This window comes from Bacillus cereus group sp. N12, from assembly GCF_016483575.1.
Taxonomy (GTDB): domain Bacteria; phylum Bacillota; class Bacilli; order Bacillales; family Bacillaceae_G; genus Bacillus_A; species Bacillus_A toyonensis.
In genome coordinates this window covers 1-21,885 of the sequence record NZ_JAEHBO010000038.1, presented here as the reverse complement: position 1 = coordinate 21,885, position 21,885 = coordinate 1, and the positions used below count along the sequence as shown (strand labels likewise).

Genomic DNA, 21,885 nt, shown 5'->3' with positions numbered 1-21,885 from the left:
TGTGAGTGGAATCATTACTATTTTAGGATTAGGTGCTGGTGAATTAGATCAGCTGACGATGGGCGTATACCGAAAGATAAAAGTAGCAGACCATATGTTTGTTAGAACGAAGGAGCACCCGGTTATAGAAGAGTTGGAGAAAGAAGGTATAAAATATACGGCTTTCGACAATATATATGAAGCGCATGATACATTTGAAATTGTATATGAAACAATTGCGAATACATTGCTAGAACAAGCTGAAGGTGCAGAAATTATTTATGCTGTTCCAGGTCATCCGCTAGTAGCAGAAAGAACAGTTCAGCTACTTTTAGAAAAAGGAGAAGTAGCAAATGTTGAAGTGCGAATTGAAGGTGGACAAAGTTTCCTTGATCCAATGTTCGCAAGTTTAAAAATCGATCCGATTGAAGGATTCCAATTAATTGATGCTACATCATTTGAAAGAGGGCAATTAGAATTACGTCAACATTTAATCTTTTGCCAAGTGTATGATGCGTTCGTTGCTTCAGATGTGAAGTTAACATTAATGGAAATATTGCCAGATGATTATGAAGTGTATATCGTAACAGCTGCAGGAACTTCGTTTGAACAAGTCAAAAAGGTACCGTTGTACATGTTAGATCATGAAACAGAATTGAATAATTTAACGAGTGTGTATGTACCACCAGTTCAGGAACGTGCATCCTTGTATCAACAGTTTGATGTACTGAGAGAAATTATTGCAGACCTTCGTGGACCGAATGGTTGTCCGTGGGATAAAAAGCAAACACATCAATCTTTAAAGAAGTATTTAATTGAGGAAGCTTATGAAGTATTGGAAGCAATTGATGAAGAGGACGATGATCACTTAGTAGAAGAGCTAGGTGATATATTATTACAAGTCATGCTTCATGCCCAAATTGGAGAGGATGAAGGTTGGTTCTCCATCGATGATATTATTCGAACTTTATCGGAGAAAATGGTTCGTCGTCATCCACATGTGTTTGGAAATGCAGATGTAAATAATGCTGAAGAAGTGATTGCGAATTGGGAAGAAATTAAAAAACAAGAAAAGGGATTCGTAAAAGAATCTGTTTTAACTGGAATTCCAAAAAGTTTGCCGCAATTAATGCGTGCCTATGAAATTCAGAAGAAAGCTGGAAAGGTTGGATTTGATTGGGTTGATGTACAGCCAATGATAGAGAAAGCCCTAGAAGAATGGCAAGAATTCCAGCAAGAAGTTATAAATATGGATGAGGAAAAGATGCTAGGTGAATTTGGCGATTTACTATTTGCATTTGTTAACATAGCTCGTCATTATAAATTAGATCCAGAAGAAGCATTACGTTCAACTAATGAGAAATTTATGGGGCGTTTTTTATACATGGAAGCAAAAGTAGCTGAAATGAATAAAGAAATGCAAGATCTGTCATTAGAACAGTTGGATGTTTTATGGGAAGAGGCAAAGCAAACAGAGCGTTAATAGGGGGATTTGATATGCGTCTAGATAAATTTTTGAAAGTGTCACGTTTAATTAAAAGAAGAACATTAGCAAAAGAAGTATCTGATCAAGGAAGAATATCTATCAATGGTCAAGTCGCAAAAGCGAGTTCAGATGTGAAAGTGGCTGATGAATTAACAATTCGTTTCGGTCAAAAAATAGTAACGGTGAAAGTAAATGAATTGAAAGAAACAACAAAAAAAGAAGATGCAGCAAATATGTATAGCCTAGTTCGCGAAGAAAAAGTAAAAGCAGAAGAGGGCTTGTTCTAAAATCTGCTATCCCTTCATACATTACTATTAGCTAGTATAAAGCTATGGGGGGATTTTCGTGAATAATGGTTACTCACCTATGTCTTCTAATCAACAAAATGTTTCTGTAGAGCATGATATTATTATGCGTGGTAGGCGTGTGATCGATATTACTGGTGTAAAACAAGTAGAGAGTTTTGATAGCGAAGAATTTTTACTCGAGACTGTGATGGGTTTTTTAACAATTCGTGGACAAAACTTGCAAATGAAGAATTTAGATGTGGAAAAAGGTGTTGTATCGATTAAAGGCAAGATTCATGAGATGTTGTATATTGATGAGAATCAAGGGGAGAAAACTAAAGGCTTCTTTAGTAAGTTGTTTAAATGAGTCTAACAATTCAGTTGTATACAATGCTTTCGATGATCGGAATGGGTGCTTGGATTGGAGCATCATTAGATACATACCAACGTTTTTTAAAGCGTCAGGAACGTAAACGTTGGCTTGTATTTATACATGATATACTATTTTGGGTTGTCCAAGCATTATTCGTTTTTTATGTATTACTTCTCGTAAATGAAGCTGAACTACGTATATATGTATTTTTGGCATTATTATGTGGTTTTGCGGCATATCAAAGCTTATTGAAAGCACTATACATGAGGTTGTTAAATTTTCTCATCTATATTTTTGTGCAAACAACACATTTTTTTGTTCGAATTATACAGCTACTCATGATAAAACCTGTTATTATTATAGCGCAGCTATTTATTGCATTTATATTATTCTTATTTCGTATACTGCTTTCAATTGGACATGTGTTATGGAAAATGGTGATTTGGATATTACTTTTCATATGGAAAGTTTTTTTCTGGCCTGTTCGATTTATTGCTTTGCTCATATGGAAACTTCTCCCTAATCGTGTTAAACTTTTTATAATGAAACATGTAGGGTTCCTGCAATATATAGCAAAATTGAAGGGACACATCTTCCAACTATGGGAGCGTATAAAAAAGAAGTTAGGGGGACCTCGGAAATGAGGGAACTGAGACAAAGAACAATCGAAAAACAGAGTCCAAATCCTGTTAAAGAGCATATAATACAAACGGATGAGAACAGGAAGCGACTTTATCGCCGTTTAGCGGTTTTTCTTGTCTTTGCTTTTACAATTATTGCGAGTATTAGTGTAACTTTTTATCAACAAAACAGTTCCATTAAAGCAAAAGAAGCAAAAGTTAAGGACATGAAAAAAGAACTAGATTCATTAACGAATAAAGAAAAAAGTCTAAAAGACGAAGTTCAAAAGTTAAATGATGAAGAGTACGTATTAAAGATTGCTAGAAGGGATTATTTCTTCTCCGGAAAAGGGGAGATAATTTTTCCTGTTTCTAAGTAAAGTATGTCTTATTGACACTATATTTTAGGATTATATATAATAAAGTAAAATTTGACTTTTTAATCACTAAGGAGGAGCATTTTTTTTATGTCAATCGAGGTAGGCAGCAAGTTACAGGGTAAAGTAACAGGTATTACAAATTTTGGGGCTTTTGTGGAGCTGCCAGAAGGCTTAACGGGTCTTGTTCATATTAGTGAAGTTGCTGATAATTATGTGAAAGATATTAACGATCACTTAAAAGTGGGCGACCAAGTAGAAGTAAAAGTTATTAATGTTGAAAAAGATGGGAAAATTGGTCTATCTATTAAAAAAGCGAAAGAACGCGAAAAAACAGAAGGAGATCGTCCACGCGGTGAATACCAACGCGGTGGTGATCAACAACGTTCTGGACGTCCACAACGTAATAATCGCTCTTTCAACAGAGATAATCGCGGTGGCGGTAACGACCGAGCTCCAAAAGAAACATTTGAGCAAAAGATGGCACGCTTCTTAAAGGATAGCGAAGATCGTTTAACTTCTTTAAAGCGTAACACAGAGTCTAAACGTGGTGGCCGTGGCGCACGTCGCGGATAATAAGAACGTTTAGTTTTTAACATATAGAGAGGTACCCAGAGTGATGGCTCAGGGTGCTTTTTTATATGCGAAAATATATTTTTTAAAAAAGTTTTTGAGATGTGTTGACTTTAAATGATATCTGATGTAAGATACTAATTGTCCGTTAAATAAGACGACATGGCGGTGTAGCTCAGCTGGCTAGAGCGTACGGTTCATACCCGTGAGGTCGGGGGTTCGATCCCCTCCGCCGCTATATTTAATTTAACGGCCCGTTGGTCAAGTGGTTAAGACACCGCCCTTTCACGGCGGTAACACGGGTTCGAATCCCGTACGGGTCATCTAAAAAGATCATGCAAACTTGCATGATCTTTTTTTGTTAAATAAAAAAGTAAGACATACAATACTTCTACAAAATCACCTTAAATTTTCTGAATCTTCAATATAATAAAGAGAGATAAATTACATACTATGTATATATGTAGAGTTATTTCGAATAAAAAGTCGAACGATTATAAAAGTGAAAACTGTTGTTTTGACAAAAATCCCAATAAGCATCTTTTATAATGACAGTAATTAAACTATGCAGGTGGTGTTAAAAATATGCCTAAAGCAGGAAGGAATACTATGAATACAAGTGCATTGGCAATGAATGAAAGTCAGCTTGGAGGAATAAAGTGGACGAGTAAGTTGCGAATGAAGTTTGAACAAGTTTTCTTTAGATGGGGATTTATTATTGTTGTTATTGGTTTTCTTTTGGGAAGAGCATATATATTAACAAACATTTTACCGTTTGCATTACCGTTTTTCGCTGCCGTTTATGTTATGAAGCGAGATAAAATGCCGCTCGCATTCCTAGCTTTAATGGGAGGAGCACTTTCAGTTTCGATAGATAATTTATTTTTTACTTTCGCGTCTATCTTTACTTTCTTCATTTATAATATCTTCTTTAGTCGGTTTACACGTAAAACTGTTGGACTTGTACCATTCCAAGTATTTATCTCCGCATTAACCGCACATTTAGTTGTTGTATATTTTGCACAGCAAACTATCACCATGTACGATTTGCTCGTTAGCACGATTGAAGCGGGGCTTAGTTTCGTATTAACGATGATATTTTTACAAAGTGTTCCGCTCTTAGTAGAAAGGAAAGGGAAACAACAAGCATTAGAGACAGAAGAAATTGTTTGTTTAATTATATTACTAGCATCTGTTTTAACAGGTACGACGGATTGGTTTGTATATGACGCTTCTATTCAACATATTTTCACTAGATATTTAGTGTTAGTATTTGCCTTCATCGCCGGCGCTGCTACAGGATCCACAGTTGGGGTTGTCACCGGCTTAATATTAAGTTTAGCGAATGTGTCCAGTTTGTCTCAGCTTAGCCTTCTTGCTTTTTCTGGATTGCTTGGAGGGTTATTGAAAGAAGGGAAGCGTCTAGGCGTTAGTTTAGGTTTGTTAATTGGGACAAGCTTAATTACATTATATGTAGATAAGCAAACGAACATTGTAACAACTTTAATTGAATCAGGTGTGGCAATTGTTTTCTTTTTATTAACACCGAAACTTGTTCTGGATCGCATTGCTAAATTTATGCCGGGAACACAAGAGCATTCACAAGATCAACAACAATATTTAAGAAGAATGCGCGATGTTACAGCGAACAAAATTAATCAATTTGCAAATGTGTTTGCGGCTTTATCTAATAGCTTTTCTGTATATGGTTATGTGGAGGAGGAAGATAAAGAAACAGAGGCAGATTTATTTTTAAGTACAATTACTGCGAAAACATGTCAAACGTGCTTTAAAAAGGATCAATGCTGGGTGGTTAATTTCGACAAAACGTATGATTATATGAAACAAATAATGAGTGAAACGGAAGAAGGAACACTGCAGCATAATCGGAAGTTAGTTCGTGAATGGGACAAGCATTGTGTGAGAGGTAAGAAAGTAACAGATTTAGTAGCCGGTGAATTAGATCACTTTTATGAGGGACAAAAATTACGAAAACAAATGAAAGAAAATCGCAGAATAGTAGCGGAGCAATTATTAGGCGTATCAAAAGTTATGGAGGATTTCGCACAGGAAATACAAAGAGAGCGAGAAAATCATCAAGTACAGGAAGAACAAATTTTGCAAGCGTTTCGTGATTTTGGCGTCGAAGTGGAGCATGTTGATATTTATTGTTTAGATAGAGGGAGCATTGATATTGAGATGTTAATTCCGGCTGCATCTAATGAGCATGGTGAGTGCGAAAAATTAGTTGCGCCGATGCTTTCGGATATTCTAAAAGAAAATATTGTCGTTAAACATGAAGAAAAGTCTTCTTATCCAAATGGTCACAGTTTAATATCATTTGGTTCAGCAAAGACGTATTCTCTTGATACGGGGTTGGCTACAGCTGCAAAAGGCGGTGGGTTTGTTTCGGGGGATTCTTATGCGATGATGGATTTGAGTGTGGGTAAATATGCACTTGCGATTAGTGACGGTATGGGAAATGGGCAACGAGCTCATATGGAGAGTAAGGAAACGGTAAAATTATTACAAAAGATACTTCAATCAGGTATCGATGAGGAAATAGCAATTAAATCGATCAATTCAATTCTTTCTTTAAGAACGACAGAAGAGATGTTTACAACGCTGGATTTGGCGATGGTAGATTTACGGGATGCGAATGCGAAATTTTTAAAGATCGGATCGACGCCGAGTTTTGTTAAACGCGCAAATAATATTTTGAAAATTGAAGCAAGTAATTTGCCAATGGGGATCATTGAAGATGTTGAGGTTGATGTAGTGGGTGAGCAATTAAAAACGGGCGATATTCTTATTATGATGAGCGATGGTATTTTTGAAGGAGCGCAGCATGTGGAGAACCATGAATTATGGATGAAACGAAAAATTAAGGAACTGCAAACCGAGGACCCGCAAGAAATTGCTGATATCATTATGGAAGAAGTGATTCGTTCTTGTGATGGTTATATAAATGACGATATGACAATTGTTGTGGCGAAAGTAAAGAAGAATATGCCAAAGTGGGCTACGATTCCAATTGTAGGAATGCAGGCGCAATAAAGTAAAACTTTTATCTGCTACTGATTCATATAGTCTATTCTGAAAAACCTAGGCGAATTCCTAGGTTTTTTTGCTTTAAAAGGTAATGTTATTATTTTTTTGAATATGTGCGGAGGATGTAAGATAAAAATGTAATTTTTGTATATCTTTTTTTTGCACAATGTTTGTAAAAGTTGTACCATTATAGACAAGGTAACTAACGTTGCTGTTCTTGTTTAATGAAAGGTGATTACGAAGTTGAAAGATACATTTGTTGAAAAGGTAGATGACTTTGTAAAGCAGCATGATGTATTAAAGGAACGTTCAACAATTGTTGTAGGAGTTTCGGGTGGCCCTGACTCTTTAGCTCTTCTATATTATTTGTTAGAAAAAAGGGCAGAAAAACAGTTGGAAATTGTAGTAGCGCATGTGGATCATATGTTTAGAGGCGATGAATCTCATGAGGATCTACAGTTTGTGCAGGATCTTTGCAAAGGACTGGGAGTTATTTGCGAAACGATAAGGGTTAACGTGTCGCAATATCAACAGCAATACGGAATGAATGCGCAGGTTGCTGCTAGAGAATGCAGATATGCATTTTTGGAAAGAATAATGAAGAAATATGATGCGAGATATGTAGCTCTTGGGCATCATGGAGATGATCAAGTAGAAACGATTTTAATGCGCCTTGTACGAGGGAGTACTCCGAAAGGGTATGCAGGAATTGCAGTGAAGCGTCCTTTTCATAATGGATATTTAATTAGGCCTTTACTTGGAGTAACGAAGGAAGAAATTGTTAATTACTGTAATGAGCTAAATTTAATTCCCCGTATAGATCCGAGTAATAAAAAGGAAGTATATACAAGGAATCGATTACGTAAATATGTCCTTCCTCATTTGAAAGAAGAAAATCCACAAGTGCATGAGAAATTTCAAAAATTTAGCGTGCAGATGCAAGAGGATGAGGCTTATTTGCAGGAATTAGCTTTTGAGAAAATGAATAAAGTAATTACAAAAAAAAGTGATAAACAAATTAGCTTATCAATTCCTGCCTTTGAATCCATGTCTATGCCTTTACAAAGAAGAGGGATTCAACTAATATTAAACTATCTTTATGAATATAAGATTCCATCTTCTCTTTCCTCTATACATATTGACAAAGTGATTGAGTTTTTTAAGCGGACACAACCTTCGGGTTCACTTGATTTCCCAGGTGATTTAAAAATTGTTCGCACATACGAGGAGTGTAGCTTTGGATTTAAACAAGAAATTGTTTCTCCTTTTTCGCAAGATTTATCAGTACCCGGGACAATTACGCTATCGAACGGGGATGAACTTGTAATAGAGGTGAGCGAAGATATACCAAGTAACATGAATGAAACAGTATTTGTTGCTAAGTATAATGATATATCATATCCACTTCGTATTCGTTCTAGGGAAAATGGAGATCGCATGTCAATACAAGGTATGAATGGCACAAAAAAGATAAAAACTATTTTTATCGAAGCAAAAGTACCAAGAGAAAAAAGAGAAGCATGGCCGGTCGTTTGTGATGCAAGTGGGAATATTATTTGGATACCCTTGTTGAAGCGATCTGCATTTGCTGTTTCGAAAGAGATGGCAAAGAAGGATAAATATATGATTATTCACTACAAAAGCAAGGAGTCTTCCGGGAGGATAATGAAATGATGAATCAAGATATCGAAAAAGTATTAATTTCTGAAGAACAAATACAAGAAAAGGTGCGCGAATTAGGTGCAATTATTGCAGAGGATTATAAAAACACAGTACCTCTTGCAATTGGTGTATTAAAAGGCGCAATGCCATTCATGGCAGATTTATTAAAGAGAACAGATACATATCTTGAAATGGATTTTATGGCTGTATCTAGTTACGGTCACTCTACTGTTTCAACAGGCGAAGTGAAAATTTTAAAAGATCTTGATACTTCTGTAGAAGGTCGCGATATTTTAATCGTTGAGGATATTATTGATAGCGGTCTTACGCTAAGTTACTTAGTGGACCTATTTAAATATCGTAAAGCGAAGTCTGTAAAAATTGTTACGTTATTAGACAAACCAACAGGCCGCAAGGTAGATTTGAAAGCGGATTATGTTGGATTTACTGTCCCACATGAATTTGTTGTAGGATATGGATTAGATTATAAAGAGCAGTACCGTAATCTTCCTTATGTAGGAGTATTAAAACCAAGCGTTTACTCAAATTAATTAAATACAGGCGTTACAATTGTATAGGAAAGTTTTTCTATGTTACGATTTACAATAGTGTTTATGCCGTGAGAGGAGGTTAGGAATGAATCGTATCTTCCGTAATACCATCTTTTATTTACTGATATTCCTAGTAGTAATTGGAATCGTGAGCTATTTTAATGGTTCAACGCAAAAAACGACATCAGTTAGCTACGATAAATTCATTACTAAACTAGAAAAAGGTGAAGTGCGCAATGTGCAACTTCAACCGAAAAATGGTGTGTTTGAGGTAAAAGGACAATTTAATACTTCTAGCCAAGGAGAACAATTTGTTACTTATGCACCAAATACTGAGGAATTACAAAAGAAAATTAATGATAAAGCGCAAGGTGCTGAAGTTAAGTATCAACCAGCAGAAGAAACAAGTGCTTGGGTAACCTTCTTTACTTCTATCATTCCGTTTGTCATTATCTTCATTTTATTCTTCTTCTTATTAAACCAAGCTCAAGGCGGCGGTAGCCGTGTTATGAACTTCGGGAAAAGTAAGGCGAAGTTATATAATGACGAAAAGAAAAAAGTTCGTTTCAGAGATGTTGCTGGAGCGGATGAAGAGAAACAAGAGCTTGTTGAGGTAGTTGAATTCTTGAAAGATCCTCGTAAGTTTGCTGAAGTTGGTGCCCGTATTCCTAAGGGTGTTCTGTTAGTGGGACCTCCAGGTACAGGTAAAACTTTATTAGCACGTGCTGTTGCAGGTGAAGCTGGCGTTCCGTTCTTCTCTATCAGTGGTTCTGACTTCGTAGAGATGTTTGTCGGTGTCGGTGCATCCCGTGTACGTGATTTATTCGAAAATGCAAAGAAAAATGCTCCTTGTATCATTTTCATTGATGAAATTGATGCAGTAGGACGTCAACGTGGCGCAGGTCTTGGTGGTGGCCATGATGAGCGTGAGCAAACGCTGAACCAATTACTTGTTGAAATGGATGGATTCGGTGCAAACGAAGGTATTATTATCATCGCTGCAACAAACCGTCCCGATATTCTTGATCCAGCATTATTACGTCCAGGTCGTTTTGACCGTCAAATTACAGTAGATCGTCCAGATGTAAATGGTCGTGAAGCTGTACTTAAAGTACATGCTCGTAATAAACCGCTTGATGATCATATCAACTTAAGAGCAATTGCAACTCGTACACCAGGGTTCTCTGGTGCCGATCTTGAAAACTTATTAAACGAAGCTGCTTTAGTAGCTGCGCGTCAAGATAAGAAGAAAATTGATATGAGTGACATTGATGAAGCGACGGATCGTGTTATTGCAGGTCCAGCTAAGAAAAGTCGTGTTATCTCTGAAAAAGAACGTAATATCGTTGCATTCCATGAAGCTGGCCATACTGTAATTGGTGTTGTCCTTGATGAAGCAGATATCGTTCATAAAGTAACAATTGTCCCTCGTGGTCAAGCTGGTGGATATGCAGTAATGCTTCCGAAAGAAGATCGTTACTTCATGACAAAACCAGAGTTACTTGATAAAATCACTGGTTTACTTGGTGGTCGAGTAGCTGAAGAGATTGTGTTTGGTGAAGCAAGCACAGGTGCTCACAACGACTTCCAACGTGCGACTGGTATTGCAAGACGTATGGTTACGGAGTTCGGTATGAGTGATAAGCTTGGACCGATGCAATTCGGTAGCTCGCAAGGTGGTCAAGTGTTCTTAGGAAGAGACTTCCATTCAGAACAAAACTATAGTGATGCAATTGCACATGAAATTGATGTGGAAATGCAAACGATTATAAAAGAATGTTATGCCCGCGCGAAACAAATTCTTACTGAAAAACGTGATAAGCTAGATATTATTGCGAAAACGTTACTTGAAGTAGAAACGTTAGATGCAGAGCAAATCAATCATTTATATGATTACGGCAGATTGCCAGAGCGTCCAACATCTTCAGATGATATAAAAGTAAACATCAATATGAAGAAGGACGATGAAGACGTAGAAGATAAGTAAGAGATAAAGGAGTGACAATTGTCACTCCTTTTTTATTTGTAGAAAAATACTAAGTCGGAAAAATTTTTAATAAAATTAGTATTAAAAATTGAAATAGAGAGTAATCTTTTTGTAAAATGATGAGGATAGAAAAGCTGATTATATAAGTATGTGTGATATGATGTTTTTATAAGTTTTATACATACTACATAAATATAGATTAAATAAGATAAGTGGTGAGAATATGATTTTTGTATTGGATGTAGGGAACACAAATGCTGTACTAGGCGTATTTCAAGATGGGGAACTTCGTCAGCATTGGCGTATGGAAACAGATCGTCACAAGACGGAAGATGAATATGGAATGCTTGTAAAGCAGTTACTTGAGCATGAGGGTCTTTCATTTGAAGATGTGAAAGGTATTATTGTGTCTTCAGTTGTACCACCAATTATGTTTGCTTTAGAGCGCATGTGTGAAAAGTATTTTAAAATTAAACCGCTTGTAGTAGGGCCCGGGATAAAAACAGGGCTAAATATTAAATATGAAAATCCGCGTGAAGTAGGCGCAGACCGAATTGTAAATGCAGTAGCGGGAATCCATTTATATGGAAGTCCGCTTATTATTGTCGATTTCGGTACGGCTACCACATATTGTTATATTAACGAAGAGAAGCATTACATGGGTGGAGTTATTACACCGGGAATTATGATTTCAGCGGAAGCCTTATATAGTAGAGCGGCAAAACTTCCTCGTATTGAAATTACAAAACCAAGTAGTGTTATTGGGAAGAATACAGTAAGTGCGATGCAATCTGGTATTCTTTACGGATATGTTGGACAAGTGGAAGGTATTGTTAAGCGTATGAAAGAGGAAGCTAAACAGGAACCAAAAGTTATTGCAACAGGTGGATTAGCGAAATTAATTTCAGAAGAATCAAATGTAATTGATATCGTAGATCCGTTTTTAACGTTAAAAGGTTTGTATATGTTATATGAGCGTAATGCAAATTTACAGTATGAGAAAGGTGAATAAATAAGTATGAAAGATTATTTAGTAAAAGCTTTAGCATTTGATGGAGAAGTACGTGCGTATAGTGTGCGTACAACAAATACAGTAAGTGAAGCGCAAAGACGTCACGACACGTGGAGAACTGCTTCAGCAGCGCTTGGCCGTTCTTTAACTGCGGGTACAATGATGGGTGCGATGTTAAAAGGTAATCAAAAGTTAACAATTAAGGTAGAGGGTAACGGTCCGATTGGTCCAATCTTAGTGGATGCTCATGCAAATGGGGATGTACGTGGTTATGTAACGAATCCGCATGTTGATTTTGAAGGAACAGAACAAGGAAAACTACGTGTATATCAAGCGGTGGGAACAGAAGGATTTGTAACTGTAATTAAAGATATTGGTATGCGCGAGCCGTTTATTGGTCAATCTCCAATTGTTTCAGGTGAATTAGGAGAAGACTTCACGTACTATTTTGCAGTTTCTGAACAGACGCCTTCTTCTGTTGGTGTTGGTGTTCTTGTAAATGGAGATGACAGCGTATTAGCGGCGGGTGGATTTATCCTTCAAATTATGCCGGGCGCACAGGAAGAAACAATTTCATTCATTGAAGATCGTTTGCAAAAAATCCCTCCTGTATCAACATTGATCGAACAAGGTCTTTCTCCAGAAGAGCTACTATATGCAGTTCTTGGGGAAGATAAAGTAAAAGTATTAGAAACTATGGATGTTCAATTTAATTGCACTTGCTCACGTGAACGTATTGAGAGTGTGTTAATTAGTTTAGGTAAAACAGAATTAGAGCAAATTCGTGAAGAAGAAGAAGAGACGGAAGTGCACTGTCATTTCTGTAATGAACGATATAAATTCTCTAAAGAAGATATTACAAGCATAATTGTGAACTTGTAATAAGGAAGTTTGGGTGGAGAATTGTTCGCTCGGATAGATTGACAAACAGGGAATTTTCTGACAAAATCTAAATATAGATAAAACCAATAAAAATACTCGGTGTTAGGAGTGACAGGAATGCGAGTGGCACAATCAGTTTCAGAATTAATCGGGAAAACGCCGATCGTTAAGTTGAACCGCATCGTAGAATCAGACAGCGCAGATGTATACTTAAAATTAGAATTTATGAATCCTGGGAGCAGTGTTAAAGATCGTATTGCATTAGCTATGATTGAAGATGCTGAAAAGAAAGGATTATTAAAAGAAGGCGATACAATCATTGAGCCAACAAGTGGTAACACAGGAATTGGTTTAGCGATGGTAGCGGCCGCTAAAGGATATAAGGCGATTTTAGTAATGCCAGAAACAATGAGTATTGAGCGTCGTAATTTATTACGTGCTTACGGTGCTGAATTAGTATTGACTCCAGGTCCTGAAGGAATGGGTGGGGCAATTCGTAAAGCGACTGAATTAGCGAAAGAGCATGGCTACTTTATACCGCAACAGTTCCAAAATCAATCAAATCCAGAAATTCATCGTTTAACAACAGGTCCAGAAATTGTTGAACAAATGGGTGATCAATTAGATGCGTTTATTGCAGGTATTGGTACAGGTGGAACAATTACTGGTGCTGGTGAAGTGCTGAAGGAAGCGTATAAAGATATTAAAATTTATGCAGTAGAACCTGCGGACTCACCAGTATTATCTGGTGGGAAGCCGGGTCCACATAAAATCCAAGGAATTGGGGCGGGATTCATCCCAGAGACATTGGATGTAAAGGTATATGATGAAATTATTCAAGTAAAAACAGAGCAAGCGTTTGAATATGCGAGAAGAGTGGCTAAAGAGGAAGGTATTTTAGTTGGTATCTCTTCAGGAGCAGTTATTTATGCAGCGACAGAAGTTGCGAAAAAATTAGGTAAAGGGAAAAAAGTACTTGTTATTATTCCAAGTAACGGTGAACGTTATTTAAGTACACCACTTTATCAATTTGAATCATAATTGAATGTGATTGAAAAGCATCCTTGAAAAAGGATGCTTTTTTCTTTTTGGATTGGAAATAGGAAAAGAGTGATTGACTAGAAAACTTCATGTAAAATAAGAGGTAGTATAATTAATTTATTTTCACTAACCTTCGAGTATAATCATTTTCTATATAAAGAGCTTATGTAGTTTGAGGTGGTTAATCTAAGAGGGTGGGATAAAAGAAGACGGGGTGTTGATATGCAACGAAGAAAATCTTTAGCGCTTTCTATTCCATATCAGTTAGATTTCTTTAAGCAATATAAATTTCTTTCTCAGGATAAGCCGCAACATATTTTGCTAGAAAGCGGACGTGGCGGTCGTTATAACATAGTGGGGTTAAACCCAGTAGCGGTAATCCAAGGGAAGGGTGAAACGTTACATATAAGCGAAAGTGGTAAGGAAACAATAAAGCGAGGGAATCCATTAGATTTAATGCAAGAATATATGGAAAAATGGAAAACAGACTACAATCCAGAGTACCCGCCGTTTCAAGGTGGTGCGATTGGCTACTTTAGTTATGATTGTATCCGTTATATCGAAAAACTCCCTTCTCTTGCAGAGGATGATCTGAATATACCCGATATATTCTTTTTATTATTTGACGATGTGTTCGTCTATGATCAAGAAGAAAAAGTATTGTGGATTATTACACATTATGTAGATAAGCATGCAGAGGCGGAAGAACGATTACATGAATGGAAGAATCTTTGGGCGGCAGAAGTGCCTGAAGTGACTATGCCGTTTGAACGTCCTGAAAAGAAAAATGAAGCGGTTGCTTTTACAGAAGAAGGCTTTATGAAGGCTGTTGAACGTATTCAAGAATATATTGGAAATGGTGATGTGTTTCAAGTAAACTTGTCGACAAGGCAAGAAAGAACTTTACAAACGCATCCGCTAGAAATTTATACAAGTCTTCGTAAAATTAATCCATCTCCATATATGGGATACTTGGAGCTTGGGGATTTTCAAATTGTTAGTGCTTCGCCTGAATTGCTAATTAAAAAACAAGGGCAAGAAGTAAGTACAAGACCAATTGCTGGTACAAGATCCCGCGGTGCGAATGAACAAGAGGATGAAGAATTAGCGAGGGAATTAATTGAGAACGAAAAGGAACGAGCGGAGCATGTAATGCTTGTAGATTTAGAACGAAATGATTTAGGGCGCGTTTGTAAATATGGCACTGTAGAAGTAGATGAATTTATGGTAATTGAAAAGTACTCACATGTTATGCATATCGTTTCTAATGTGCGTGGTGAGGTGGAAGAAGATAAGGATGCTTTCGATTTAGTGAAAGCTGTATTCCCTGGTGGAACAATTACCGGTGCCCCGAAAATACGTACGATGGAAATTATTGAAGAATTAGAACCTGTTCGACGAGGGATTTATACAGGTTCAATTGGTTGGATTGGTTATTCTGGAGATACGGAATTGAATATTGTAATTAGAACGCTTCTTGCTAAAGATGGGCAAGCGCATGTGCAAGCAGGAGCGGGAATTGTAATTGATTCAAATCCGAAAAATGAATATAAAGAGTCGTTAAAAAAGGCAATTGCTTTATGGCGTGCAAAAGAAAGTAGCGAAGAAACGGTTAGGTGAGAGAAATGATATTAATGATTGATAATTATGATTCTTTTACATTTAATTTAGTGCAATTTCTTGGAGAACTTGGACAAGAGCTTGTTATTAAGCGTAATGATGAAGTGACTATTGCAGATATTGAGAATATGAAACCAGATTTCTTAATGATTTCACCAGGTCCATGTAGTCCGAATGAAGCGGGAATTAGTATGGAAGCTATTAAATACTTTGCAGGAAAGCTTCCGATTTTTGGAGTTTGTCTTGGGCATCAATCTATTGCGCAAGTCTTTGGTGGAGAAGTTGTTCGAGCAGAGCGATTAATGCATGGGAAAACGTCGCCTATGCATCATGATGGAAAGACGATTTTCTCGGACATTCCTAATCCATTTACTGCAACGCGTTATCATTCCCTTATTGTTAAGAAAGAGACGTTACCTGATTGCTTAGAGGTAACATCTTGGACAGAGGAAGGGGAAATTATGGCGCTTCGTCATACAACATTACCGATTGAAGGTGTGCAGTTCCATCCGGAATCTATTATGACTTCTCATGGGAAAGAATTATTACAGAATTTCATTCGCAAATATAGTCCAAGCGTGGCATCATGTTAATTTACGTAAATGGTGAATATGTAGAAGCGAATGAAGCGAAAATTTCTCCTTATGACCATGGTTATTTATACGGACTTGGAGTTTTTGAGACGTTTCGTATTTATAATGGTCATCCTTTCTTGTTGGATGATCATTATAAACGTTTAATAGATGCGCTAGATACATTGCAAATCAAATGGACAATGACAAAAGATGATGTAATGCTTATTTTGAAAAATCTCTTCGTTAAGAATGAATTGGAGCATGCATATGTTCGTTTCAATGTATCGGCGGGTGTAGATGAAATAGGATTGCAAACGGAAATGTATGAAGAGCCGTCGGTTATTGTTTTTATAAAACCTTTACCAGCCCCAGGGGATATAGTGGAAAAAGAAGGGGTTGTTTTAAAACAAGTGCGAAATACACCAGAGGGTGCGTTTCGCTTGAAGTCCCATCATTATTTAAATAACATTTTAGGGAAACGCGAAATTGGAAATGTTGTGGATAAGGAAGGTATTTTCCTTACTGAAGCAGGTTATGTTGCAGAGGGTATTGTTTCGAATCTCTTTTTTGTGAAAGACAATGTTTTGTATACGCCTTCGCTAAAAACAGGGATTTTAAATGGTATCACTCGTGCATTTATTATAAAGGTTGCAGAGGAGCTTCGTATAGAAATAAAGGAAGGTTTCTTTACGAAAGATGAATTGCTTTCAGCAGATGAAGTTTTTGTAACGAATTCCATTCAAGAAATTGTTCCGCTTTATCATATAGAGGGACGAGATTTCCCGGGTAAAGTCGGAATGATTACAAAAAGGTTTATGCATCTTTATGAAATGCAGAGAGAGAAATTGTGGAGTAGAAATGAATTGCGAAGAGGAGATGTGTAATTTGAAGTGGGATTATGATTTGCGCTGCGGCGAATATACATTGAATTTAAATGAAAAGACATTAATTATGGGGATTTTAAATGTAACGCCAGATTCATTTTCTGATGGTGGGAGTTACAACGAAGTGGATGCTGCGGTGCGCCATGCGAAAGAAATGAAAAATGAAGGTGCTCATATTATTGATATTGGTGGTGAATCTACTCGCCCGGGTTTCGCTAAAGTTTCGGTGGAAGAAGAAATTAAACGAGTTGTTCCGATGATCCAGACGGTTTCGAAGGAAGTGGAATTGCCTATTTCTATCGATACGTATAAAGCAGAAGTTGCGAAACAAGCAATTGAAGCTGGTGCTCACATTATTAATGATATTTGGGGGGCGAAGGCGGAACCGGAAATTGCTGAAGTTGCAGCTCATTATGATGTACCTATCATCTTAATGCATAACCGTGACAATATGAGTTATCGTAATTTAATGGCGGATATGATTGCTGATTTGTATGACAGTATTAAAATTGCTAAAGCTGCTGGTGTACGAGATGAGAATATTATTTTAGACCCAGGTATTGGTTTTGCTAAGACGCCTGAACAAAATTTGGAAGCGATGCGTAATTTAGAACAGTTAAATGTACTAGGTTATCCAGTTCTTTTAGGCACTTCAAGAAAGTCCTTTATTGGACATGTACTAGATTTACCGGTAGAGGAACGTCTTGAGGGAACTGGAGCTACCGTTTGTCTCGGTATTGAAAAGGGCTGTGAATTTGTTCGTGTTCATGATGTGAAAGAAATGGCGCGTATGGCTAAAATGATGGATGCGATGATTGGTAAGGGGGTAAAGTAATTGGATAAAATTTATATCCATGATATGGAGTTTTACGGTTATCATGGTGTATTCCCAGAGGAAAATAAATTAGGTCAGAGGTTTAAAGTTGATTTAACGGTAGAATTGGATTTGAAACGTGCAGGAGAAAGTGATGACTTAGAGCATTCTGTCAATTATGGAGAGCTTTTTGAATTGTGTAGGAAAGTTGTCGAAGATAGAACGTATAAGCTTGTAGAGAGCATCGCTGAAAATATCGCTACAAATATATTGAAACAATATGAGAGTATTTCACGATGTACAATTAAGGTAATTAAACCAGATCCGCCGATACCAGGGCATTATCGCGCTGTAGCGGTAGAAATTACGAGAGAACGTTCATGAATAATATAGCGTACATTGCATTAGGTTCGAATATTGGAGAGCGTTATACGTATTTGACTGAAGCGATTCAGTTTTTAAATAAAAGTCCGTATATCCAAGTTGATGATGTTTCATCAGTGTATGAAACTGATCCAGTTGGCTATACTGACCAAAGTTGCTTTTTAAATTTAGTTATAAAAATTTCTACCAATTTATCACCACAAGAATTATTGAAAGTAACGCAAAAAGTAGAGAATGACCTAGGAAGAAAAAGGGAAATTAGATGGGGTCCGAGAACCATCGACCTTGACATCTTACTCTATAATCAAGAAAATATTGAAGCAGAGAATCTTATTGTTCCGCATCCGCGGATGTTCGAAAGAGCTTTTGTTATCGTTCCGTTGTTAGAAATTAATCAAGATATAAAACAAGACATTTCACGTTCACAAGTAGAAGAAATGAAAAGGCGAGAGGGAGTAACGGTATGGAAGCAGAAAAATGGGGAAGACGCATTCGTGCTTTTCGAAAGCTGAAAGGCTATACACAAGAAGGTTTTGCTAAAGAATTAGGGGTATCTGTATCTGTTTTAGGTGAAGTTGAGAGAGGGAATCGATCGCCTTCCCAAGATTTTGTAGTAGAAGTTGCTAAAGCATTAAAGGTCTCGATAGAGGAACTAATGCCAAAGTAATTATGAAGGAAGGAGTAAATCGAGTGTTAAAGATTGCAAATATTGAGATGAAAAATCCGGTTGTACTAGCACCGATGGCGGGAGTGTGTAACTCTGCATTCCGTTTAACAGTAAAAGAATTTGGTGCAGGCTTAGTTTGTGCTGAAATGGTAAGTGATAAGGCGATATTACTTAATAATAAGAGAACGTTAGATATGTTATATATCGACGAGAGAGAAAAGCCATTAAGTTTACAAATTTTTGGTGGAGAGAAAGAAACGCTTGTAGATGCTGCGAAATATGTAGATAAATATACGACAGCAGACATTATTGATATTAATATGGGTTGTCCAGTACCAAAAATCACTAAGTGTGATGCAGGAGCAAAATGGCTTTTAGATCCAAATAAAATATATGAAATGGTAGCGGCAGTTGTAGATGCTGTTGAAAAGCCAGTTACAGTTAAAATGCGTATTGGTTGGGATGAAGAACATATTTTCGCAATAGAAAATGCTAGAGCTGTTGAGCGTGCTGGTGGACAGGCAGTGGCAGTTCATGGACGTACACGAGTGCAAATGTATGAAGGAAAAGCAGATTGGGATATTATTAAACAAGTAAAGCAAGCTGTGAATATCCCGGTTATTGGAAATGGTGATGTTGAAACACCGCAAGATGCGAAGCGTATGCTTGATGAAATTGGTGTAGATGGTGTTATGATTGGTCGTGCTGCTCTTGGGGATCCGTGGATGATTTATCGTACGGTAAAGTATTTAGAGACGGGTGAATTAATGCCGGAACCAACAGTGCGCGAGAAAATTGATGTATGTATGTTGCATCTAGATCGTCTTATCGATTTAAAGAATGAAAATGTTGCTGTAAGAGAGATGAGAAAGCATGCGGCTTGGTATTTAAAAGGTGTTCGTGGTAATGCGAGTGTGCGTAATGGCATCAATACTTGCAACACACGTCAAGACCTTGCGAATGTATTAGGTGCATTTGTAGAAGAAGTAGAAGCGAAACAACAAACAATTTATGTTGGTTAATAAGGGAATGTAGAAGATTGACATTCTTCTACACACTTCCTATAATTACGTGAAAGAAAGAAGAACTGCCAGTTAGTTGCTGGCAGTTTTTCTAGTTGAGTAGAAAATGCTATACTGTATATATTGTAAAAATTAATAGAGCTGGAGTGATATCAATATCATGGATAACATGAACCACGAAGAATTAAACGACCAATTGCTTGTTCGTCGTGAAAAGCTACATAATTTACGTGAGCAAGGAATCGATCCGTTCGGTAAACGATTTGAACGCACAAATTCAACAACGGACTTAGTAAGTCTATATGGAGAATTCTCTAAAGAAGAATTAGAAGAGAAAGAAATCACTGTTTCTATCGCTGGTCGTATTATGACAAAACGCGGTAAAGGAAAAGCTGGATTCGCGCACATTCAAGATTTACACGGACAAGTTCAAATTTACGTTCGTAAAGATACTGTTGGAGATGAAGAGTACGAATTATTTACGACAGCAGATTTAGGTGACTTAGTAGGTATTGAAGGTAAAGTGTTCAAAACGAACGTTGGAGAACTTTCAGTAAAAGCAACAGGATTTACACTTTTAACGAAATCCCTTCGTCCATTACCGGATAAATACCATGGATTAAAAGATGTTGAACAACGTTACCGTCAACGTTACTTAGACTTAATTACAAGTATGGAAAGTCGTGAAACATTTGTTACTCGTAGTAAAATCATTCGTGAGATGAGAAGATATTTAGATGACAACGGTTATCTTGAAGTAGAAACGCCTATGATGCACGCGATTGCAGGTGGAGCATCTGCTCGTCCTTTCACAACGCACCATAATGCGTTAGATATGGAATTATATATGCGTATCGCAATTGAACTTCATTTAAAACGTCTTATTGTGGGTGGATTAGAAAAAGTTTATGAGATCGGCCGTGTATTCCGTAATGAGGGTGTATCAACTCGTCATAACCCTGAGTTTACGATGATTGAATTATATGAAGCATATGCTGATTATAATGATATTATGAAACTAACAGAAAATATGGTTGCTCATATTGCGAAAAAAGTATTGGGTACAACAACGATCCAATATGGTGATTATGAAATTAATCTAGAACCAGAATGGACACGTCTTCATATGGTAGATGCAATTAAGCAACACTCTGGAGCTGATTTCTGGAATCCAATGAGTGTAGAAGAAGCGCGTGAACTTGCAAAAGAACATAATGTAGAAATTAAGGATACAATGGAAGTTGGTCATATTATTAATGAGTTCTTCGAACAAAAAGTAGAAGATAAATTAATCCAACCAACATTTATTTATGGTCATCCGGTAGAAATTTCGCCACTTGCGAAAAAGAATGACGAGGATCCGCGATTCACAGATCGTTTCGAGTTATTTATCGTTGCACGTGAACATGCAAATGCATTCACTGAGTTAAACGATCCAATCGATCAAAAAGAACGTTTTGAAGCTCAATTAAAAGAGCGCGAGCAAGGTAATGATGAAGCTCACATGATGGATGATGATTATATCGAAGCTCTTGAGTACGGTATGCCTCCTACGGGCGGATTAGGAATCGGTATTGATCGTTTAGTTATGTTATTAACAAATGCACCATCTATTCGCGATGTACTATTATTCCCTGCTATGCGTCATAAGCAAGACTAAGCTTTGGAGATTTCTCCAAAGCTTTTTTTATTTTACTATGAGTGATTTGAAGGAAGTGGGTTTTGATAGGGATCGTTTAGAAATTATATTTATATAGAAGAAACATGCTATTTTTATGCTTTTTTACTAAGTTAAAAATTTTATTAGAAAAACTATTGCATTTTAATAAGCGAACTGGTATATTTATATTCGTTGCCACGAGAGGTAACAAAAGAAACAAACGAAAAACAACTTATTTAAAAAAAGTTGTTGACGAAAATATAACAAAATGTTATATTGATAAAGTCGCTTCTGAGCGACGAAGTAGTTCTTTGAAAACTGAACGAAACAAACAACGTGAAACGTCAATTTTTATTTTTAGATGCTAGACAAACTAAC

22 protein-coding genes and 2 tRNA genes are annotated in these 21,885 nt (G+C 36.8%); all 24 read left to right on the top strand.

Features of this window, described 5'->3' with window-relative positions:
• The first annotated feature begins 1 nt into the window (after position 1).
• The gene (gene yabN / locus JDS92_RS17525) at positions 2 to 1,462 is read left to right on the top strand and encodes a bifunctional methyltransferase/pyrophosphohydrolase YabN (RefSeq protein ID WP_087948811.1); all 1,461 of its coding nucleotides are present in this window, start codon (positions 2 to 4) and stop codon (positions 1,460 to 1,462) included.
• A gap of 14 nt (positions 1,463 to 1,476) precedes the next feature.
• Entirely contained in the window at positions 1,477 to 1,752 is a 276-nt protein-coding gene (locus JDS92_RS17520; RefSeq protein ID WP_001234879.1) for an RNA-binding S4 domain-containing protein, read from the top strand.
• A 58-nt stretch (positions 1,753 to 1,810) separates the two neighbouring features.
• Positions 1,811 to 2,119 carry a sporulation protein YabP gene (yabP, locus tag JDS92_RS17515; protein ID WP_001059100.1) on the top strand — a complete coding sequence of 103 codons (309 nt, stop codon included), beginning with the start codon at positions 1,811 to 1,813 and terminating at the stop codon, positions 2,117 to 2,119.
• Positions 2,116 to 2,769 carry a spore cortex biosynthesis protein YabQ gene (gene yabQ, locus JDS92_RS17510; protein WP_000059779.1) on the top strand — a complete coding sequence of 218 codons (654 nt, stop codon included), beginning with the start codon at positions 2,116 to 2,118 and terminating at the stop codon, positions 2,767 to 2,769. Before yabP ends, yabQ begins: the two co-directional genes overlap by 4 nt.
• The gene (gene divIC / locus JDS92_RS17505) at positions 2,766 to 3,125 is read left to right on the top strand and encodes a cell division protein DivIC (protein WP_001208736.1); all 360 of its coding nucleotides are present in this window, start codon (positions 2,766 to 2,768) and stop codon (positions 3,123 to 3,125) included. Before yabQ ends, divIC begins: the two co-directional genes overlap by 4 nt.
• Before the next feature lie 87 nt (positions 3,126 to 3,212).
• Complete coding sequence (locus tag JDS92_RS17500; RefSeq protein WP_000021451.1) at positions 3,213 to 3,698, top strand: S1 domain-containing RNA-binding protein; 486 nt, start codon at positions 3,213 to 3,215, stop codon at positions 3,696 to 3,698.
• Between the two features lie 161 nt (positions 3,699 to 3,859).
• A tRNA-Met gene (locus JDS92_RS17495) sits at positions 3,860 to 3,933 on the top strand.
• A 13-nt stretch (positions 3,934 to 3,946) separates the two neighbouring features.
• Positions 3,947 to 4,018: transfer RNA gene (locus JDS92_RS17490), tRNA-Glu, on the top strand.
• 262 nt (positions 4,019 to 4,280) lie between these two features.
• Positions 4,281 to 6,752 carry a stage II sporulation protein E gene (gene spoIIE, locus JDS92_RS17485; protein WP_001123547.1) on the top strand — a complete coding sequence of 824 codons (2,472 nt, stop codon included), beginning with the start codon at positions 4,281 to 4,283 and terminating at the stop codon, positions 6,750 to 6,752.
• Between the two features lie 237 nt (positions 6,753 to 6,989).
• Complete coding sequence (gene tilS / locus JDS92_RS17480; protein WP_070174023.1) at positions 6,990 to 8,420, top strand: tRNA lysidine(34) synthetase TilS; 1,431 nt, start codon at positions 6,990 to 6,992, stop codon at positions 8,418 to 8,420.
• Positions 8,417 to 8,959 (top strand): hypoxanthine phosphoribosyltransferase, encoded by a 543-nt coding sequence (gene hpt / locus JDS92_RS17475; protein ID WP_000981842.1) that lies wholly within the window; start codon positions 8,417 to 8,419, stop codon positions 8,957 to 8,959. The genes tilS and hpt overlap by 4 nt, the downstream gene beginning before the upstream one ends.
• Positions 8,960 to 9,044: 85 nt before the next feature.
• On the top strand, positions 9,045 to 10,946 hold the full coding sequence (gene ftsH / locus JDS92_RS17470) for an ATP-dependent zinc metalloprotease FtsH (RefSeq protein ID WP_199632205.1): 1,902 nt from the start codon (positions 9,045 to 9,047) through the stop codon (positions 10,944 to 10,946).
• A 223-nt stretch (positions 10,947 to 11,169) separates the two neighbouring features.
• Positions 11,170 to 11,958: a type III pantothenate kinase gene (locus JDS92_RS17465; RefSeq protein WP_000578374.1), complete on the top strand. Its 789-nt coding sequence runs from the start codon at positions 11,170 to 11,172 to the stop codon at positions 11,956 to 11,958.
• 6 nt (positions 11,959 to 11,964) lie between these two features.
• Entirely contained in the window at positions 11,965 to 12,840 is an 876-nt protein-coding gene (gene hslO, locus JDS92_RS17460; RefSeq protein ID WP_000656375.1) for a redox-regulated molecular chaperone HslO, read from the top strand.
• A gap of 117 nt (positions 12,841 to 12,957) precedes the next feature.
• Complete coding sequence (gene cysK, locus JDS92_RS17455; RefSeq protein WP_001261721.1) at positions 12,958 to 13,881, top strand: cysteine synthase A; 924 nt, start codon at positions 12,958 to 12,960, stop codon at positions 13,879 to 13,881.
• 222 nt (positions 13,882 to 14,103) lie between these two features.
• On the top strand, positions 14,104 to 15,501 hold the full coding sequence (gene pabB, locus JDS92_RS17450; protein WP_001189707.1) for an aminodeoxychorismate synthase component I: 1,398 nt from the start codon (positions 14,104 to 14,106) through the stop codon (positions 15,499 to 15,501).
• A 5-nt stretch (positions 15,502 to 15,506) separates the two neighbouring features.
• Positions 15,507 to 16,094 carry an aminodeoxychorismate/anthranilate synthase component II gene (pabA, locus tag JDS92_RS17445; RefSeq protein ID WP_000602280.1) on the top strand — a complete coding sequence of 196 codons (588 nt, stop codon included), beginning with the start codon at positions 15,507 to 15,509 and terminating at the stop codon, positions 16,092 to 16,094.
• Positions 16,088 to 16,960 carry an aminodeoxychorismate lyase gene (pabC, locus tag JDS92_RS17440; protein WP_098711665.1) on the top strand — a complete coding sequence of 291 codons (873 nt, stop codon included), beginning with the start codon at positions 16,088 to 16,090 and terminating at the stop codon, positions 16,958 to 16,960. The genes pabA and pabC overlap by 7 nt, the downstream gene beginning before the upstream one ends.
• The gene (gene folP / locus JDS92_RS17435) at positions 16,935 to 17,795 is read left to right on the top strand and encodes a dihydropteroate synthase (protein ID WP_002176114.1); all 861 of its coding nucleotides are present in this window, start codon (positions 16,935 to 16,937) and stop codon (positions 17,793 to 17,795) included. The genes pabC and folP overlap by 26 nt, the downstream gene beginning before the upstream one ends.
• Positions 17,796 to 18,158 (top strand): dihydroneopterin aldolase, encoded by a 363-nt coding sequence (gene folB / locus JDS92_RS17430; protein WP_000358065.1) that lies wholly within the window; start codon positions 17,796 to 17,798, stop codon positions 18,156 to 18,158.
• A complete protein-coding gene (gene folK / locus JDS92_RS17425) occupies positions 18,155 to 18,670 on the top strand; it encodes a 2-amino-4-hydroxy-6-hydroxymethyldihydropteridine diphosphokinase (protein WP_001059455.1) in 516 nt (171 codons plus the stop codon). The genes folB and folK overlap by 4 nt, the downstream gene beginning before the upstream one ends.
• Positions 18,622 to 18,825: a helix-turn-helix domain-containing protein gene (locus JDS92_RS17420; RefSeq protein WP_000387028.1), complete on the top strand. Its 204-nt coding sequence runs from the start codon at positions 18,622 to 18,624 to the stop codon at positions 18,823 to 18,825. Before folK ends, JDS92_RS17420 begins: the two co-directional genes overlap by 49 nt.
• Before the next feature lie 23 nt (positions 18,826 to 18,848).
• Entirely contained in the window at positions 18,849 to 19,847 is a 999-nt protein-coding gene (gene dusB / locus JDS92_RS17415; RefSeq protein ID WP_000912241.1) for a tRNA dihydrouridine synthase DusB, read from the top strand.
• 160 nt (positions 19,848 to 20,007) lie between these two features.
• On the top strand, positions 20,008 to 21,507 hold the full coding sequence (gene lysS / locus JDS92_RS17410; protein WP_000369685.1) for a lysine--tRNA ligase: 1,500 nt from the start codon (positions 20,008 to 20,010) through the stop codon (positions 21,505 to 21,507).
• Positions 21,508 to 21,885: the final 378 nt, after the last annotated feature.

Excerpts from the sequence above, each read along its gene's own strand:
- JDS92_RS17520 (WP_001234879.1), top strand. The coding sequence starts at position 1,477 with ATGCGTCTAGATAAATTTTTGAAAGTGTCACGTTTAATTAAAAGAAGA.
- yabQ (WP_000059779.1), top strand. The coding sequence starts at position 2,116 with ATGAGTCTAACAATTCAGTTGTATACAATGCTTTCGATGATCGGAATG.
- divIC (WP_001208736.1), top strand. The coding sequence starts at position 2,766 with ATGAGGGAACTGAGACAAAGAACAATCGAAAAACAGAGTCCAAATCCT.
- JDS92_RS17500 (WP_000021451.1), top strand. The coding sequence starts at position 3,213 with ATGTCAATCGAGGTAGGCAGCAAGTTACAGGGTAAAGTAACAGGTATT.
- spoIIE (WP_001123547.1), top strand. The coding sequence starts at position 4,281 with ATGCCTAAAGCAGGAAGGAATACTATGAATACAAGTGCATTGGCAATG.
- hpt (WP_000981842.1), top strand. The coding sequence starts at position 8,417 with ATGATGAATCAAGATATCGAAAAAGTATTAATTTCTGAAGAACAAATA.
- ftsH (WP_199632205.1), top strand. The coding sequence starts at position 9,045 with ATGAATCGTATCTTCCGTAATACCATCTTTTATTTACTGATATTCCTA.
- JDS92_RS17465 (WP_000578374.1), top strand. The coding sequence starts at position 11,170 with ATGATTTTTGTATTGGATGTAGGGAACACAAATGCTGTACTAGGCGTA.
- hslO (WP_000656375.1), top strand. The coding sequence starts at position 11,965 with ATGAAAGATTATTTAGTAAAAGCTTTAGCATTTGATGGAGAAGTACGT.
- cysK (WP_001261721.1), top strand. The coding sequence starts at position 12,958 with ATGCGAGTGGCACAATCAGTTTCAGAATTAATCGGGAAAACGCCGATC.
- pabB (WP_001189707.1), top strand. The coding sequence starts at position 14,104 with ATGCAACGAAGAAAATCTTTAGCGCTTTCTATTCCATATCAGTTAGAT.
- pabA (WP_000602280.1), top strand. The coding sequence starts at position 15,507 with ATGATATTAATGATTGATAATTATGATTCTTTTACATTTAATTTAGTG.
- pabC (WP_098711665.1), top strand. The coding sequence starts at position 16,088 with ATGTTAATTTACGTAAATGGTGAATATGTAGAAGCGAATGAAGCGAAA.
- folP (WP_002176114.1), top strand. The coding sequence starts at position 16,935 with ATGAATTGCGAAGAGGAGATGTGTAATTTGAAGTGGGATTATGATTTG.
- folK (WP_001059455.1), top strand. The coding sequence starts at position 18,155 with ATGAATAATATAGCGTACATTGCATTAGGTTCGAATATTGGAGAGCGT.
- JDS92_RS17420 (WP_000387028.1), top strand. The coding sequence starts at position 18,622 with ATGGAAGCAGAAAAATGGGGAAGACGCATTCGTGCTTTTCGAAAGCTG.
- lysS (WP_000369685.1), top strand. The coding sequence starts at position 20,008 with ATGGATAACATGAACCACGAAGAATTAAACGACCAATTGCTTGTTCGT.